This is a genomic window from Halomarina oriensis (genome assembly GCF_009791395.1).
In the GTDB taxonomy this organism is placed as follows: Archaea; Halobacteriota; Halobacteria; order Halobacteriales; family Haloarculaceae; genus Halomarina; species Halomarina oriensis.
This window is the reverse complement of record NZ_WSZK01000041.1, coordinates 1-14,845: the sequence shown is the minus strand read 5'-3', so window position 1 is coordinate 14,845 and position 14,845 is coordinate 1. Positions and strand designations below refer to the sequence as shown.

Annotated in this window: 13 protein-coding genes; 8 read left to right on the top strand and 5 right to left on the bottom strand. The window is 70.0% G+C overall.

Features of this window, described 5'->3' with window-relative positions; translation table 11 throughout:
* Positions 1-231 precede the first annotated feature (231 nt).
* The gene (locus GQS65_RS20330; protein ID WP_158206453.1) at positions 232-1,962 is read left to right on the top strand and encodes a site-2 protease family protein; all 1,731 of its coding nucleotides are present in this window, start codon (positions 232-234) and stop codon (positions 1,960-1,962) included.
* Between the two features lie 12 nt (positions 1,963-1,974).
* Here GQS65_RS20330 and GQS65_RS20325 read toward each other — a convergent pair whose 3' ends face one another.
* The 3 genes from GQS65_RS20325 to GQS65_RS20315 all read right to left on the bottom strand — a co-directional run bounded on the left by GQS65_RS20325 (position 1,975) and on the right by GQS65_RS20315 (position 5,842).
* Positions 1,975-2,808, bottom strand: coding sequence for a VOC family protein (locus tag GQS65_RS20325; RefSeq protein WP_158206452.1), 834 nt, complete (start codon positions 2,806-2,808; stop codon positions 1,975-1,977).
* Between the two features lie 68 nt (positions 2,809-2,876).
* A complete protein-coding gene (gene glmS / locus GQS65_RS20320) occupies positions 2,877-4,655 on the bottom strand; it encodes a glutamine--fructose-6-phosphate transaminase (isomerizing) (RefSeq protein ID WP_158206451.1) in 1,779 nt (592 codons plus the stop codon).
* Entirely contained in the window at positions 4,655-5,842 is a 1,188-nt protein-coding gene (locus tag GQS65_RS20315; protein WP_158206450.1) for a sugar phosphate nucleotidyltransferase, read from the bottom strand. Before GQS65_RS20315 ends, glmS begins: the two co-directional genes overlap by 1 nt.
* Positions 5,843-6,204: 362 nt before the next feature.
* Here GQS65_RS20315 and GQS65_RS20310 point away from each other — a divergent pair, with 362 nt between their 5' ends.
* The 3 genes from GQS65_RS20310 to GQS65_RS20300 all read left to right on the top strand — a co-directional run bounded on the left by GQS65_RS20310 (position 6,205) and on the right by GQS65_RS20300 (position 9,153).
* Positions 6,205-6,930 (top strand): hypothetical protein, encoded by a 726-nt coding sequence (locus tag GQS65_RS20310; RefSeq protein WP_158206449.1) that lies wholly within the window; start codon positions 6,205-6,207, stop codon positions 6,928-6,930.
* Positions 6,931-7,228: 298 nt separating this feature from the next.
* Positions 7,229-8,734: a carotenoid oxygenase family protein gene (locus tag GQS65_RS20305; RefSeq protein ID WP_158206448.1), complete on the top strand. Its 1,506-nt coding sequence runs from the start codon at positions 7,229-7,231 to the stop codon at positions 8,732-8,734.
* Between the two features lie 224 nt (positions 8,735-8,958).
* Positions 8,959-9,153 (top strand): DUF1328 domain-containing protein, encoded by a 195-nt coding sequence (locus tag GQS65_RS20300; RefSeq protein ID WP_158206447.1) that lies wholly within the window; start codon positions 8,959-8,961, stop codon positions 9,151-9,153.
* A 16-nt stretch (positions 9,154-9,169) separates the two neighbouring features.
* On the opposite strand, the gene GQS65_RS20295 is transcribed toward GQS65_RS20300, so the two are convergent.
* Positions 9,170-10,528 (bottom strand): DUF389 domain-containing protein, encoded by a 1,359-nt coding sequence (locus tag GQS65_RS20295; RefSeq protein WP_158206446.1) that lies wholly within the window; start codon positions 10,526-10,528, stop codon positions 9,170-9,172.
* Positions 10,529-10,679: 151 nt separating this feature from the next.
* On the opposite strand from GQS65_RS20295, the gene GQS65_RS20290 reads away from it, so the two are divergent.
* Together GQS65_RS20290 and GQS65_RS20285 are read left to right on the top strand one after the other, a co-directional pair.
* Positions 10,680-11,978, top strand: coding sequence for a tRNA pseudouridine(54/55) synthase Pus10 (locus GQS65_RS20290; protein WP_158206445.1), 1,299 nt, complete (start codon positions 10,680-10,682; stop codon positions 11,976-11,978).
* Between the two features lie 108 nt (positions 11,979-12,086).
* Positions 12,087-12,227: a hypothetical protein gene (locus GQS65_RS20285; protein ID WP_158206444.1), complete on the top strand. Its 141-nt coding sequence runs from the start codon at positions 12,087-12,089 to the stop codon at positions 12,225-12,227.
* 193 nt (positions 12,228-12,420) lie between these two features.
* Here the strand turns inward: GQS65_RS20285 and GQS65_RS20280 are convergent, their stop codons facing one another.
* Positions 12,421-13,161, bottom strand: coding sequence for a helix-turn-helix domain-containing protein (locus GQS65_RS20280; protein ID WP_158206443.1), 741 nt, complete (start codon positions 13,159-13,161; stop codon positions 12,421-12,423).
* 183 nt (positions 13,162-13,344) lie between these two features.
* On the opposite strand from GQS65_RS20280, the gene rnhB reads away from it, so the two are divergent.
* Both rnhB and GQS65_RS20270 read left to right on the top strand, forming a co-directional pair.
* On the top strand, positions 13,345-13,977 hold the full coding sequence (rnhB, locus tag GQS65_RS20275) for a ribonuclease HII (RefSeq protein WP_158206442.1): 633 nt from the start codon (positions 13,345-13,347) through the stop codon (positions 13,975-13,977).
* Between the two features lie 266 nt (positions 13,978-14,243).
* The coding region (locus GQS65_RS20270; RefSeq protein WP_449271799.1) for a DUF7351 domain-containing protein at positions 14,244-14,845 on the top strand (602 nt) is incomplete at its 3' end.

Here is a 14,845-nt window from a genome sequence, read left to right as displayed (position 1 = left end):
CAAATCCCCAACTACTCTCGTCGGGTAGTTCGAACGACGGACCCTCCCCGTCGCCACGACTCGCGCCGGTGACGACCACGACACGGCCCGAGAGTCTACTTCGGGTGGCGTGTCGGCCGTGTCCTCGCTGTCGTTCTCCACGACGGCGGGAGTCCGGCCGTCGAGAGAACGCTCGCTCCACTCGCCGTCGCCGACAGTGTTTTGTTCGGACCTGTCCAATCGCGTATCAGAATGGGTCCCCTCGCCTGGGTGTTGGTCGGCAGCGGCTGTTACGTCGTCGCGGCGATGCTCGCACAGCGCCGCGGCCACCTCCCCGACTGGGTCGAGGTCAGCGGCCCTATCACGACGGTTCACACCAGGCGGGGGCGACGCTTGTTGAACCGCCTCGCCCGCCACGACCGGTTCTGGCGGGGGTTCGGCACGCTCGCCGTCGCCGTCGCCTTCCTCCTGATGGCCCTCCTGGCGGGCGTCGTCCTCGTCGCCGCCCGAGCGGCGCTCTCCGGGGCCGGCGACACCGCCGTCGCCCGGCCCCGGAACACGCTCGTCGTCCCCGGCGTCAACGACTTCCTCCCGCTCTCGGTGGCCCCCGAACTGCTCGTCGGCTTGCTCCTCGCACTGGCCGTCCACGAGGGCGCACACGGCGTGCTCTGTCGTGTCGGCGGTATCGAGGTGGAGTCGGTCGGCGTCTTCCTCCTCGGTCCGATTCCCACCGGCGCGTTCGTCGACCCCGACGACGCGACGGCCGACGCCGCCTCGCCGGCCGTCCTCGACCGGATGTTCGCCGCGGGCATCCTCACCAACCTCGTCGTCGCGGCCGTCGCGTTCGGGCTGCTGTTCGGGCCGGTCGGCGGCGCTATCGCCGTCGCGCCGGGTGCGGCCGTCGGCGGCGTCGTCGACGGGTCGCCGGCCGCGGACGCGGGTATCGAGACCGGCGACCGCATCACCGCCGTCGCTGGCGAGTCGGTCACCGACCCCGCGGACCTCGACGCGGCGCTCGCCGACGGGACCTGTGCGGTCCCCGTCGAACTGAACGGGAACCGCGACGTGACGCTCCGGCGTGCGGTGACCGTCGCCGACTCGACCGCCACGTTCCAGCGCGGGACGCGACTCACGAGCGTCGACGGCGAGGCGGTCTGCACGCTCACGGGGTTCGAAGCTGCCGTCGGCGACGACGACCGGGTGACCGTGAGGACCGACGGCGGAGCGGCCCACGAACTCGTCGTCGGTGCGCGCGCGACACCGACCGCCGGCGGGCCGCTCTCGTCGGCCGGTGCGCCCTCGAAGCCGTTCACCGTGGTCCGCGTCGACGGCGAACGGGTCCACTCGACCGACGCGTTGCTCGCCGCTCTCGACGACCGGTCGCCGGGCGAGACCGTCGAGGTGGTGGCGTACCCGGACGGGGGGAGCGACCCGAGGACGTACGCGGTCACGCTCGGGAGCGACGGTGACGGGGCGGCGTACCTCGGCGTCGTCCCCCAGCGTGGCGTCGGCGGGTACACGCTCGTCGACGCCGGTGTCGGGACCTACCCCGCCGACGAGATGCTCTCGCTGTTCCGCGGGCAGGGCGAAGACCCGTTCGGGTTCGGCCCGGCGAGCCTGCTGCTCGTCGTCGTCCTCCTCCCGATGGCCGCGACGGTCGGGTTCGCGCCGTACGACTTCCCCGGCATCGAAGGGTCGGTGGCGAACTTCTACACCGTCCCCGCCCTCCCCGCGCCGCTCGACGGCGGCGTGTTCGTCCTCGCCAACGTCCTGTTCTGGACCGGGTGGGTGAACCTCCAGCTCGCGCTGTTCAACGCCATCCCAGCGTTCCCGCTCGACGGGGGGAAACTGCTCCACACGAGCGCGGGTGCACTGGGCGAGCGCGTCGGCGCGCCCGACCGGACCGCGTCCGTGGTCGCCGGCCTCGCGACCCTCGTGATGCTCGGTGCGGTGACGGCGATGCTCGTCGGCCCGATGCTGTGAGTCGGCCGCCGGTCAGTCGTCGACGCGAACGCGGAGCGTGATGCCGTCCGGGTCGCGTACCGTCAGTCCCTCGTCGCTCGACTCGACGGCCACGGCGTCGGCGTCGAACCGGTCGTGAAGCGCCGACAGCGCACCGTCGCCGGGGACCAGTAGCTCGAACCGATCCAGCCCACGGCCGGTCCCCGGCCTCTCTCGACCGTTCCAGGTGTTCAGGCCGACGTGGTGGTGGTACTCGCCGGCGGCGGCGAACGCCGCCCCGTTCCACTCCTGTCGGAGGTTCGCCCCGAGCGTGTCGACGTAGAACGCCCGTGCGTCGGGAATCGAGGAGACTTCGAGGTGGACGTGCCCGACGGTCGTCTCGGGAGGCGCGTCGTTCTCCCCCGCGGCCTCGGTCCGGAGTGCGTCGAGGTCCAGCGGGAGCGTGTCCATCCGGACGCGGCCGTCGACGGTCGGCCACTCGTCGCGCGGCCGGTCGCGGTACAGTTCGACGCCGTTGCCCTCGGGGTCGTCGAGGTAGAGTGCCTCGCTGACGCGGTGGTCCGACGCACCGGTGAGCCGCGAGCGTCCCTCGACCCGCGAGAGCGCGTCACCGAGGCTCGCCCTGTCGGGAAGGAGGAACGCGGTGTGGAACAGGCCAGTCTCGTCGGGGCCGCGTTCGGGCAGGTCGGGCCGAGCGTGGAGTTCGAGGAGCCGCGCTCCGCCCGCGCCCAGGGACACGTGGTCGGGCGACTCGTCGAGTCGGGCCAGACCGACGACGGACTCGTAGAACGCCGCGACGCGGTCGAGGTCGGCGACGCGAAGTGCGACGCGGCCGATACGGCTCTCGGCGGGGAGGCTGGTCGGCATAGGGCGACTACTCGTCGGCGAGTCAAAAGGTGTGTCGCGCGGCCGTGTGCGGGTCGTGCCGAACCGCGCTACTCGACGGTGACGGACTTGGCGAGGTTCCGGGGCTTGTCGATGGAACGGTCGAGCAGGTCGGCGGCGTGGTACGCCACGAGCTGGAGCTGGACGTTGGCGAGGATAGCGGCCGTCCGTTCGTCGCTCGTGGGCACCTCCAGCACGTGGTCGGCGTACCGGGCCGCGTCGTTCCGGCCGTCGGTGACGACGACGACGGGCGCACCGCGCGCTTCGACCTCCTTGACGTTCCCGATGGTCTTGCGTGCGAGTTCGCCGTCGCCGGTCACCGCGGCGAAGACGGGCGTGTTCTCGGTGACGAGCGCGAGCGGCCCGTGTTTCAACTCGCCGGCGGCGAACCCTTCGGCGTGCTCGTAGCTGATCTCCTTGAACTTCAGCGCCCCCTCCAGCGAGACGGGGTAGTGCAACCCGCGTCCGATGAAGAAGTACGCGTCGGAGCCGTGGTACGCCTGTGCGATCTCCTCGGCGTTGGACTCGTCGAGCACCTGCTGGACGTTCCCCGGCAGGTCCCGGAGGGCGGCCACGTCCTGTCTGCTCGCGCCGGTCTGTGAGAGCACGAGCAGCGCCAGCGCGAGCACCTGCGAGGAGAACGTCTTGGTCGCGGCGACACCGATCTCGGGGCCGGCACGGATGTAGAGCGTCTGGTCGCACTCACGAGAGACCGTCGACCCGACGACGTTCGTCACCGCGAGCGTCTCCGCGCCGCGTCGCTCGGCCTCCCGGAGCGCGTTCAGCGTGTCCGCGGTCTCGCCCGACTGCGTGACGCCGACGACGAGGTCGCCGTCGACCGGCGGCGGCGAGGTGGCGTACTCGCTGGCGAGGAACGCCTGTGCGGGGATGCCCGCCTCGTGGAACAGGCTGACCCCACAGAACGCGGCGTGATACGAGGTGCCACAGGCGACGAACTGGACGCCGTCGGGAGCTACGTCCACGTCGAGGTCGACCGTCCCGCCGAGTTCCGAGACGCGCTCGCGGAGACACTGGCGCAGGGAGCGTGGCTGTTCGTGAATCTCCTTGAGCATGAAGTGGTCGTAGCCGGACTTGCCGGTCTCCTCGGGCGACCACTCGACGGTGTCGACCGCCTTGTCCCGGACCTGCCCGTCGGCGTCGGTGACGCGCCACTCGTCGGCCGAGACGACGGCGAACTCGCCGTCTTCGAGGTAGACGACGCGGTCGGTGAACTCCCGGAACGCGGGGACGTCGCTGGCGAGGTAGTAGGCGTCGTCGTCCAGACCGAGGACGAGCGGCGAGTCCTCGCGGGCGGCGAACACCCGGTCGTCGCCGGCGACGACGGCGGCGATGGCGTAACTGCCCTCCAGCCGTGAGACGGCACGACGGAACGCGGCCTCCGTCTCCTCGCCCGCCGCGAGGTAGTCCTCCACGAGGTGGGGGACGACTTCGGAGTCGGTGTCCGAGCGGAACTCGTGGCCCGCCTCGGTGAGTTCCGCACGGAGTTCCTCGTAGTTCTCGATGATGCCGTTGTGGACGACGGCGACGCGTTCGGAGCAGTCGCGGTGGGGGTGCGCGTTCGCGTCGGTCGGCGGCCCGTGGGTCGACCAGCGCGTGTGGCCGATGCCGACCCGACCGGCGACGGACCGGCCGTCGAGGGCGGCCCGCAGGTCGTCGAGTTCTCCCGCACGTTTCACCACGTCCAGGTCGTCGTCGACGAGTGCGACGCCCGCCGAGTCGTAGCCGCGGTACTCCAGTTTCGAGAGGCCGTGGACCAGTGTCGAGAGCGTCTCGTCGCGGCGACCGACACAGCCGACGATGCCACACATCAGCGGATCACCTCGCTGTCGGCCCGCACCTGCCCGGAGACGACGACGCCGGTCCGAAGGTTCGCGTTCGTCCCGACGAGTGCGCCGGGTGCACAGTTGACGCCGCCCTCCGCACGGACTCGGTCGCCGAAGACGGCACCGAGTCGTTCGCCGCGGTGGATGGCGTCGCCGACCTGCACGTCGGCGGGGCCGCCCGGAGCGACCGTCGCCGGTCCGAGGTGGACGTCGTGGCCCGTCACGCAGTCGATGAGGACGCTCGCGGCCCCCACGCGGGCGTCGGTGTCCAGCACCGACCCCTCGACGGTGGCGTTCGCGCCGACCGTCGCGTTCCGACCGAGGGCGACGTTCGGGCCGACGACCGCACCGGCCGCGACCTCGCTGTCGGGGCCGACGACGACCGGTCCCTGGAGGGTCGCGTCGTCGTCGATGCGGGCGCTGTCGGCGACCCACACGTCCGCGTCGCGTTCGGGCGCTTCGACGAGGCCGTGACGTAGGACCTCGCGGGCGACCTCCAGCAGGTCCCACGGGTAGGTCGCGTCGACCCACAGGCCGTTGGTGCGAACCGCCTGGACCTTCCGCTCGTCGACGAGCGACTCGACGGCCGCCGTCAGCGGGAGAGTGCCGTCGATGCGCTCGGTGCGGGCGAGCACCTCGAAGATGCTGCGGTCGAAGGCGTAGACGCCGGCGTTGATGAGGCGGAACTCCCGACGGTCGGGTTTCTCGACGAGCGCGGTGATCTGCCCGTTCTCGACGTCGACCGCACCGTAGCGCTGGGCGTTGCCGTGTTCGAGCACCGCGAGGGCCGCCGGGGCGTCCTCGTGGGCGTCGATGACCGCCGAGACCATCTTCGCCTGGATGACCCGGTCGCCGTTGACGACGACGAACGAGTCGTCGACCGCGCCCGCGGCCTGCTGGAGGGCGTGGCCACTGCCCAGCTGTTTCTTCTGGACGACGTAGTCGATGGGGACGCCGCGGTAGGTCGGGCCGAAGTGGTCCTGTACCCGGTCGCGCTTGTAGCCGACGACCAGACAGAGGCACTCGACACCGGCGTCGACGAGCGCGTCGAGGACGTACTCCAGGATGGGACGGTTCGCCGCCGGGAGCATCGGCTTCGGTCTGTTGTGGGTCAACGGGCGGAGTCGATTGCCCTCACCCGCCGCGAGGACGACGGCGGTGTCGATTGTCATACCTACCGGTACGCCCGCCGGCACGTCAACGTTCTGCTACGGCCGACGGTTGCGGCCGGTCGAGTGAACCTGCAAGCACGGCGAGGTGCCGAACACGCCGGCGGCAGGCACACGCCGGTCGGGACCCGCTGGCCGTCGGCCGTCCGGAGACCGGTGGAGTGGTGCGAGAGGGAGCTACGGTCGTCGAGACGGGCGAACCCGCGAGCGGGACCGAGCGGTCGCTCGCCGGGACCGCCGCCGTACAGAACAGGCAGCACATTCAAACGTGGAGAGTCCTGGGGTTTAGCTATGACGGACAACGGCGCTCTCGCTCCGAACGACCAGACTGAATCGCACCCGGACACGGGTGAGGGGCCACCCGGATGACCGTCGACCGTCCCCTCGCGGATCGGTTGCTGTCGCTCGGGGCGGACCTCGGGACTGCCGCGCCCTCGGGCGACGTCATCGACATGCTCGCGGTCGGTGTCGGCGTCAAGCCGATGGCCGGACTGGCCGCGTGTTACACCGAGAGCGGCGCTCCAGCGTGGGACGCCGTCGAGACCGACCCCTCGCTCCCCCGTTCTTCGCTGGGGGCACGGTTGGACGACGCCGGGTTCCAGTGGACGTTCACGCCCGTCGAGACGGTCCACGAGGACGGCCGGGCGTTCACCTGGTACGAACTACTGCTCGGGAGCGACGGCGAGACGCTCCCGACGTTCCTCAGTCGAACGGGGACCCACCCGAACCACCGGACGGAAGCGGAGTACGGCGAGGCGCTCGGCTACCCGGACTCGGCGGTCGAGTGGTTCGTCAACCGCCCCGCTTCGCGCTTCGACAGCGTGTTCGACATCATCGAGCGCGAGGGGTTCAGGGACGACGCCCAGATGCTCGCCGCGAGCGTACCGTACGTCCCCGCCCCGACCCACGACGGCGCGAGCGACGCTATCGAGGACGGCCGCGAACTCACCGACGCGCTGGGGCAACTCGACGCTGCGAGCGTACGCGACGAGTTCGCCGAAGCCCTGCTCGGCGAGCGTGTCAGCGAGACGCTGGCGACCCACGACCAGACCGAACCGTGGCGCGACCCGCTCCATCGCGCCATGGGCTGACGGGGCCGCCCGCGTCCCGGAGCGAGCGGAACCGACGCTCACGAACTCGTGCGTGTCCTACACAACGTATAACACAGAGCCGCGCGAACCGCCCGTATGGCAACAGAGAACGCCGAGAGCGAGTACGTCCATCGCTGTTCTTGCGGTGCGACGTTCGAGGACGCCGAGGCACTCCGGGAGCACGCCCGGGAGGAACACGACGCCGTCGTCTGATTCGGTGCGAGAGCGCACGCCGTCCGGTCGCAGAGCGGATTGACGCGACCCGGCGGGTTTTGAGGCTACCGGTCGTCCGGCCGACATGGGTACGCTGGGTTTCCACACGCTCGACACCGAGGCCGACGCCGAGTTGCCCGTCGAGGGGAACCTCCCGACGTGGCTCGACGGGTCGCTGATTCGCAACGGCCCCGCGCTGTTCGAGGCCGCCGGCACCGGCGTCGACCACTGGTTCGACGGACTCGCCATGCTCCACCGGTTCTCGTTCGACGACGGGCGCGTCCGCTATCGGAACCGGTTCCTCCGGACGGAGAGCTACGAACGCGCCCGCGGCGGCGAGGGACTGGACGGCTTCGCAACGGGGAACGCCTCCGTCGCGCGCAAACTGAAGTCGCTACTCGTCGACGCCCCCTACGACAACACGAACATCGTCGCCGAACGGTTCGGCGACCGGTATCTCGCCCTCACCGAGACGCCCCGTGCCGTCGCGTTCGACCCCGAGACGCTCGACACGCTCGGCCACGTCCGGTACGACCGCGACGAACCGCACGGCCAACTGGCCTGTGCCCACCTCCAGCGTGACCCGTGGACGGGTCGGTTCGTCAGCTTCGAGACGGAGTTCGGGCGTCCGTCACGGTACCACGTCTTCGAGACGGACGACGCCACGAGTCGACGACACGTCGGGTCGGTCCCCGTCGACGAACCGGCGTACATGCACAGTTTCGCGCTGACCCCGAACTACGTCGTGCTGACGGAGTTCCCGTTCGTCGTCGACCCGCTGGAGATGCTCACCTCGGCGGGCGCGTTCGTCGACGCCTTCCGCTGGACGCCCGAACGCGGAACCCGGTTCGTCGTCCTCGACCGACGGTCGGGCGGCGTCGTCGCCACGACGACGACGGAGGCGTTCTTCGGGTTCCACCACGTCGACGCCTACGAGCGTGACGTACAGGGGCGACCCGCACCGGCGGGCGACCCCGCCACGGTCGCTGACGACGACACCGACGAACGCCCCCGTCCCGGTTCGGAACTCGTCGTCGACGTGGAGACGGTCCCCGACGCCGAGTCGCTAGCCGCGCTCTCGTTGGAGCGCCTCCGGTCGGGTGACCTCGGCGTGTTCGGCGGGTCGCTCGACCGGTTCGTCCTGTCGCTCCGGGCGGACGGTGCGACGGTCGACCACGAGCGACTCCACGACGGCACCTCGCTGCCGACCGCGTCCCCGGCCCGACGCTGTCGGCCCTACCGCTACGCCTACGCACAGGAGACCGACCAGCCGGTGACCGAGTGGCCCACGCGACTCGTGAAGGTGGACGTCGAGACGGGCGAGTCCTGGACTCACCGGGCTCACGACGGTCACGTCGGCGAACCGGTGTTCGTCCCGCGGACCGAACCGAACGACCCACGCGACGTCGGGTCGCCGCCGCTCGACGCACCCGAGGACGACGGCCTCGTGCTGGCGGTCGAACTCGACGAAGCGGCGGGGCACTCGTGGCTCGTCGTGCTGGACGGCGAGTCCTTCGAGGAGCGAGCGCGGGCGGCCGTCCCGCACGCCATCCCGTTCGACTTCCACGGGCGGTACTTCCCGGAGCTGTAGCGACTGGGCGGCCTCGCGCTCCGGACGCCGGAGGTTCCAGTCGGCGGTGTCTGGCGTCCTCGGCCGCCACGAACGTCGATTACGGACGTGTGGTTCGGCCGAGACGTTCCGAACATCGTGTCCTTGCAGGCCCAACGGTTATCCGGTAATCCGACGTTTCGAGGGAGTACCATGTGCCAATTCAACGGTCGTCATGGTTATTCGACACTCGGAGGTGAGTGTGCATGAACGCGCTCGCAGCCGTCTCGGCACTCCCGCTACAGGGCGGTGGGTTGCTGTGGCTCGCGGTCGTGTTCATCGTCCTGGCCATCGTCGCGGGACTGGCCGGGTTCAGAGGGATTGCGGGTCTCACCATGGGGGCCGCACGTCTGCTCGTGCTCGTCTTCATCGTCTTGGCGGTCATCTCCGTACTGGTGTGACCGTGCCTGTGGCCGGTCAGGCCACAGCGAACGAGACGTGCTCACGCACGTCATATTTTTGCGAGGATACGACGTCACCGGAGGCGCTCGCTTCGGCCGTCTCGTAGTCGACGAACTGGATCCTGACCGTGACGGGGTTGTCCGTCCGGTCGGCGATGGTCGACTGGAGCGAGCGGGCGAGGCCGGTGTAGTCCCCGCCGTCGGTCCGGCCCAGCGTCACCGTCACCGTCTCGGGTTCGCCGAACAGCCCCGCGTCGTCGTAGCTCACGGCGACGTCCCGCAGTTCGAGCGCGTCGTACTGCTCGTCGCCGAGCGTGTCGGAGACGGCGGTCGCCGCGCCGTGTTCGAAGGCGATGTGCTGTGCGCTCGCGCCGACGGTGACGACGGCGACGAGGAAGAAGACGGCGACGAGCAGCGCGTACCCGCCGGTTCGGACGGAGAGGCCGGACTCCGTGAGCGCGTCGCGGAACATCGACGAACGGTAGCCCAGCGCGACGAGCGCGACGTAAGCGGTGAGGTTGAGGAAGACGATGTTCAGCAACAACAGGACCACCGACCCGACGGCCATCAGCGGCAGGCCCCAGACGACGCCGATAGCCGTCGTCGCTACCGCGGGGATGATGGCCGCGGCGACGGCGACCCCGGCGATAGCGACCGGGAGGTCCGTCGCCAGCGCGAGCGCCCCGGCCGCTCCCGCACAGATGGCGATGGCGAGTGCGAGCAGACTCGGCGTGAGGAAGAAGCCGACCTGCTGGGCCTGGGAGATGGCGAGGGACTCGGGGACGAACCCGGTTTGCTGGATGCCGAACGCGACGGCGAGCGCACCGAGCAGGCCGACGAAGAGGCCGACGATCTGGGCGCGAGCACTCCGAACGACCATGTCGTGGTCACCGATGACCGCTCCGGCGCTCGCCGAGAGCGTCGACCCGGCAAACGGCGCGATGACCATCGCGCCGACGATGACGATGGCCGAGTCGAGGAGCAGGCCGGCGACGGCGACCAGCGCGCTCAGGAAGGCGAGGGCGACGTAGGTCAGGCCGTCCGGCCAGAGGTCGTCCGCGCGTTCGCGCAGTCGTGCGTGCGAGACCCCACGTTCGCCCTTCGGCCCGGCGACGAGTGCTTCGAGTTCGCCGGTGTCGACACCGGAGACGGACTGTGCGTCGGTGACGACGATGTAGGTGTCGTCACCGAGGCCGACCTCGCGGAGTCGTTCGCGGACGGTCTCGACGGCACCGGTCGGCGCGGGGACGTACATCACGACGGCGTCGGTTCGTCGGACTTCGTCGACGACGAGGTACTCGGCTCCGAGGTCGGTCAGCGCGTCCTCGACCTGGGCGCGCTTCGCCGTCGGAACCAGTACCTGTAAGAGTCGCATCGCGGGAACCGACTCGTCCCGACGGGAAAACTGTTGTCGCCGGGAGAACGGTCCCCGACCGCGGTATGACACGGCGCGGGACGGGTCCACACAGGCGTCCTCGCACGCCCGTAATCCGAAGGCCAAAGAGACGCGACGGCGTTCCCAGGGCATGGACCTCATCGAGGTGACGGAGCGGGCGCTGGCGACGGGGCCGCTCTGTGATTCGTGTCTCGGGCGACTCGTCGCCGACCGCTCGTTCGGCCTCACCAACGCCGAACGGGGCCGGGCGATGCGGACGGCCCACGCGCTGACCGTCGACGACCCGTTCGAGGAACCGGACGAACAGTGCTGGGTCTGTGAGGGCGAGTGCGAGCGATTCGGGACGTTCGCGGACCGGGCCGTCGCCGCGCTCGAACCGTGGGCGTTCGACACCTACCAGGTCGGGACGCGCGTCTCGCCGTTGCTCGAAGAGAACGAGCAGTTCCTCCGAGAGGACGCGGGGGTCGAGGAGGAGAGCGACGAGCGTGTCGAGACGCTGAACAACGAGTTCAACCGCGAGGTGGGCAAGCGTATCGGCGAGGCGACGGGCACCGAGGTCGACCTCGAACGCCCGGACGTGCTCGTGCTCATCGACCTCTCGACGGACGAACTGGAGGTGCAGGTGAACTCCGCGTTCGTCTACGGGCGCTACCGGAAACTCGACCGTGACATCCCCCAGACGCGCTGGCCGTGTACCGACTGCAACCAGACCGGTATCAAACGCGGCGAGGAGTGCGAGGCCTGCATGGGCACCGGCTTTCGCTACGGGACGAGCGTCGAACAGCTCACCGCCCCGCCCGTCGTCGAGGCGATGGACGGGAGCGAGGCGACGTTCCACGGCGCGGGCCGCGAGGACGTCGACGCCCTGATGCTCGGGCCGGGCCGGCCGTTCGTCATCGAGGTCAAGCAGCCACGCACGCGCGACGTGGACGTCGAAGAACTGGAGCGCGAGGTCAACGCGTTCGCCGACGGCCGCGCGGAGGTGGAGGGGCTTCGCCTCGCCACCCACGAGATGGTCGAGCGGGTGAAGAAACTCGACGCCTCGAAGACCTACCGGGCACGGGTCGAGTTCGACGCACCGGTCGACGAGGCGGCGCTGGCGACGGCCGTCGAGGAGTTGCGTGGAACGACCGTCGAACAGCGCACGCCACACCGCGTCGACGCCCGGCGTGCGGACCTCGTCCGTACCCGGACGGTCTACGACGTCGCCGCCGAGTTGGAAGACGACCACCACGCCACCGTCGAGGTTCACGGCGAAGGGGGCCTCTACATCAAAGAACTCGTCAGCAGCGACGAGGGCCGGACCGAACCGTCGCTCGCCGGACTGCTCGACGTCGGTGCGGTGGTGACGGCACTGGACGTCCTGTCCGTCGAGGGTGAGGACGAACCGTTCGAGCGACCCGAGTTCTTCCGGGAGACGGCGAACTGAGCGACCGCGACCGACACGAGCGGACTTCCGAACGGACCTTCCCCCTCCCGGAGACGGCCGTCAGCCTTATCTATCACGGTTCCTAACACCGTGACAGGTAGTACCACAATGTGCCACCGGAACACCACCGAGGAGTACGCGTACTACGTGCTCGGCGAACGCGAGACGACGGACGAACGAGAAGACGACGACCGATCGCTCCGGGTGGACGGCGAGGCGACCCGTATCGTTCGGCAGGCAGACGACTGAACGGCGACGACTCGACCGCGTCCCGGACGAGGGACCCCTCTGTTCTCCTGCGGTGTGTGGCGGCGGTGTTCGACGTACGGTCGATTCCCCCGACCGCCGGACCCCGTAGCGAGAGTCTCGGCGACGACTGCCGACCCCGTGTGAGGGGGCGTCCACGACCGGTCGACCGGCGAGGAGTGACCCGTCGTCGCAGTCACGCTTCGGGGCAGGCACCGCCGAACTCGGCACGTAACAGCGCCTGCTCGGCCCGGCGAAGCCGTTCCGAGAGGGCCTGGTGGGTCACGTCGAGGTCGGCGGCGAGTTCCGTCAGCGACACCTTCCGAGGAATCTCGAAGTAGCCACGCTCGAAGGCCGTGGCGACGGTCTGGCGCTGTTTCTCGGTGAGGTCGCCGACCGGTGACCCGCTCCGACAGCCGACGCGGGAGAGTGTCGGGTCGACACCGAACCGGTCGAGCGCCGTGACCGTCTCCGACAGCGCCTCGCGGGTCGGATAGCGGATGCGGAGGGACCACGCCCCGCCGGTCGCCGTCGCGGACAGCACCGTCCCCGCCCGACTGGTGACGACGTCGACGACCACCGACACCCGGCGCGGGAAGGCGAGTTCACAGAGGGCCGACCCCTGCCGTCGGGTCACCACCGCCTCGACGCCGACGCTCGGGTCGTCCGCCAGCGCGTCGAGCGCGGCATCGACGTCCGTGTCGGAGAGCCAGACGGAGGTGAACGGCCGGGTCGGGCGACTCGCCGCCACCTGCTCGACACGGACGTTCAGCGTCGGACGACGGTCGAACGTCTGGGCGAGCGCGAACGCGGCCGCCCGGAGTCGAAGTTCGGCGACGGTGGGGTCCGAGTGGACTCGACCGTCGGTCACGTCCTCGCGCGTCGTCGGAAGCGACGCCGTACCGTGGGGTCGCTTCCCAGGTGTGTCTGGGCTCATAGATGGCTGGACTGACGAGGTCACTGCGACCGTTCGGGGCACCCGACGCCCGCGGCGAACCGTGGACGCGTCCCCGTCCTGTGTCGACTCCTGTGGACGCCGGCGTATCTACCTGTCGGCCACCTATCATCGGTGCGGAACCACATGAGCAACGACTTTACGCCTCGCCACCGCGGGCCGGATATGGAGTTCGGCGTCGACGAAGCGGGGCGAGGGCCGGTCCTGGGACCGATGGTCGCGGCGTGTGTCGCGGGGCCAGTCGCGGCGCTCCCGGCGGACGTCGACGACTCGAAACGCGTCGCCCCGGACCGACGCGAGGAGATAGCGAGTGCGCTCGGTGCCCACCCGGAGTTCGGCGTCGGTGTCGCCCACGTCACGCCCGAGCGTATCGACGGCGACGAGGACATGAACACGCTGACCGTCGTCGCCCACGCACGAGCCATCGAGGACGCCGAGGCGACGGGCCGTGGACTGCTCGACGCCTGTGATGCTGACGCCGACCGCTTCGCCCGACGGGTCGGAGACCGGGTGACGGCCGCCGTCGAGGTGACCGCAGAACACGGTGCGGACGCGACGAACCCGCTGGTCGGTGCCGCGAGCATCGTCGCCAAGGTCGACCGCGACGCGGTACTCGCGGCGCTCTCCGCTCGGTTCGGTGACGTGGGCAGCGGCTACCCGAGCGACCCCACCACGCGGCAGTTCCTCGGCGAGTACGTCGAGGAACACGGCGTCCTCCCCTCGTGTGCACGGGCGTCGTGGAAGACGAGCGAGGACGCACTCGCGGCGGCCGAACAGTCCCGACTCGACGGCTTCTGACGCTACGAGGATAGCCTCGACACCGGACCTCCCGCTACGTGTGTAGCCAGTAGACCGACCACCGCGACCCCCGCACCTCGATCCGGGAGGTCGACACCGGCCGTCACGGTGGGACACACAGGTGAACGATGGCACGACGGCCGTCCTCGACTCCCTCCACTCCCCCTCGCTGACGCGGTGTGGACGCACCGCCCCCACGACACTCCCGTTCTCGTTGCCCCGTCGGAGGTCGAAACTCACATGCGACTCCTCACGAACTGGCGCTCATGCGCGGTCAGGACACGACCGAGAATCCGTTCTCGCTGCTGGCCAACGAGACACGACTGGGCGTCGTCGAGGCGCTCGGCGACTCGGCGGACGGAGGCGGGTACCCCACCCGCTCGTACTCGGCGGTCCGGGCCGCACTCGGCGACGTGGACGCAGGTCGGTTGAACTACCACCTGCGAAAGCTCCGGGGGCGATTCGTCGAACGGTGCGACGACGGCTACCGCCTGACGGCCGCCGGCGTTCGGGTGTACCAGGCGCTCCGCTCGGGCTACCTCGAAAACGAGCGACCGACGCTCTCGCCGACCGATCTGGACGACGAGTGCGACGTCTGTGCGGAACCCGTGACGGTCTCCTACGAGCGAGGTGTGTTCTACGTCCGCTGTGAGGCCTGTGAGACGCTCTACCAGCGCTACCCCATCTCACCCAACGCGGTCGACGTCTCGAACGCCGAGGAACTGGTGACCGTCGGCCTGCTGAAAGCGCACGTCGACACGCGGTCGATGCTCGACGGCCACTGTCCGTACTGTTCCGGACGGGTCGAACGGGGACTGTCCACCGACACACACGGGGAGAGACGAAACAACGAGACCGAACGGGTGTT

Bases quoted from the DNA above. Each gene is read 5' to 3' on its own strand.
- GQS65_RS20330 (WP_158206453.1), top strand. From the start codon at position 232: ATGGGTCCCCTCGCCTGGGTGTTGGTCGGCAGCGGCTGTTACGTCGTC.
- GQS65_RS20325 (WP_158206452.1), bottom strand. From the start codon at position 2,808: ATGCCGACCAGCCTCCCCGCCGAGAGCCGTATCGGCCGCGTCGCACTT.
- glmS (WP_158206451.1), bottom strand. From the start codon at position 4,655: ATGTGTGGCATCGTCGGCTGTGTCGGTCGCCGCGACGAGACGCTCTCG.
- GQS65_RS20315 (WP_158206450.1), bottom strand. From the start codon at position 5,842: ATGACAATCGACACCGCCGTCGTCCTCGCGGCGGGTGAGGGCAATCGA.
- GQS65_RS20310 (WP_158206449.1), top strand. From the start codon at position 6,205: ATGACCGTCGACCGTCCCCTCGCGGATCGGTTGCTGTCGCTCGGGGCG.
- GQS65_RS20305 (WP_158206448.1), top strand. From the start codon at position 7,229: ATGGGTACGCTGGGTTTCCACACGCTCGACACCGAGGCCGACGCCGAG.
- GQS65_RS20300 (WP_158206447.1), top strand. From the start codon at position 8,959: ATGAACGCGCTCGCAGCCGTCTCGGCACTCCCGCTACAGGGCGGTGGG.
- GQS65_RS20295 (WP_158206446.1), bottom strand. From the start codon at position 10,528: ATGCGACTCTTACAGGTACTGGTTCCGACGGCGAAGCGCGCCCAGGTC.
- GQS65_RS20290 (WP_158206445.1), top strand. From the start codon at position 10,680: ATGGACCTCATCGAGGTGACGGAGCGGGCGCTGGCGACGGGGCCGCTC.
- GQS65_RS20285 (WP_158206444.1), top strand. From the start codon at position 12,087: ATGTGCCACCGGAACACCACCGAGGAGTACGCGTACTACGTGCTCGGC.
- GQS65_RS20280 (WP_158206443.1), bottom strand. From the start codon at position 13,161: ATGAGCCCAGACACACCTGGGAAGCGACCCCACGGTACGGCGTCGCTT.
- rnhB (WP_158206442.1), top strand. From the start codon at position 13,345: ATGGAGTTCGGCGTCGACGAAGCGGGGCGAGGGCCGGTCCTGGGACCG.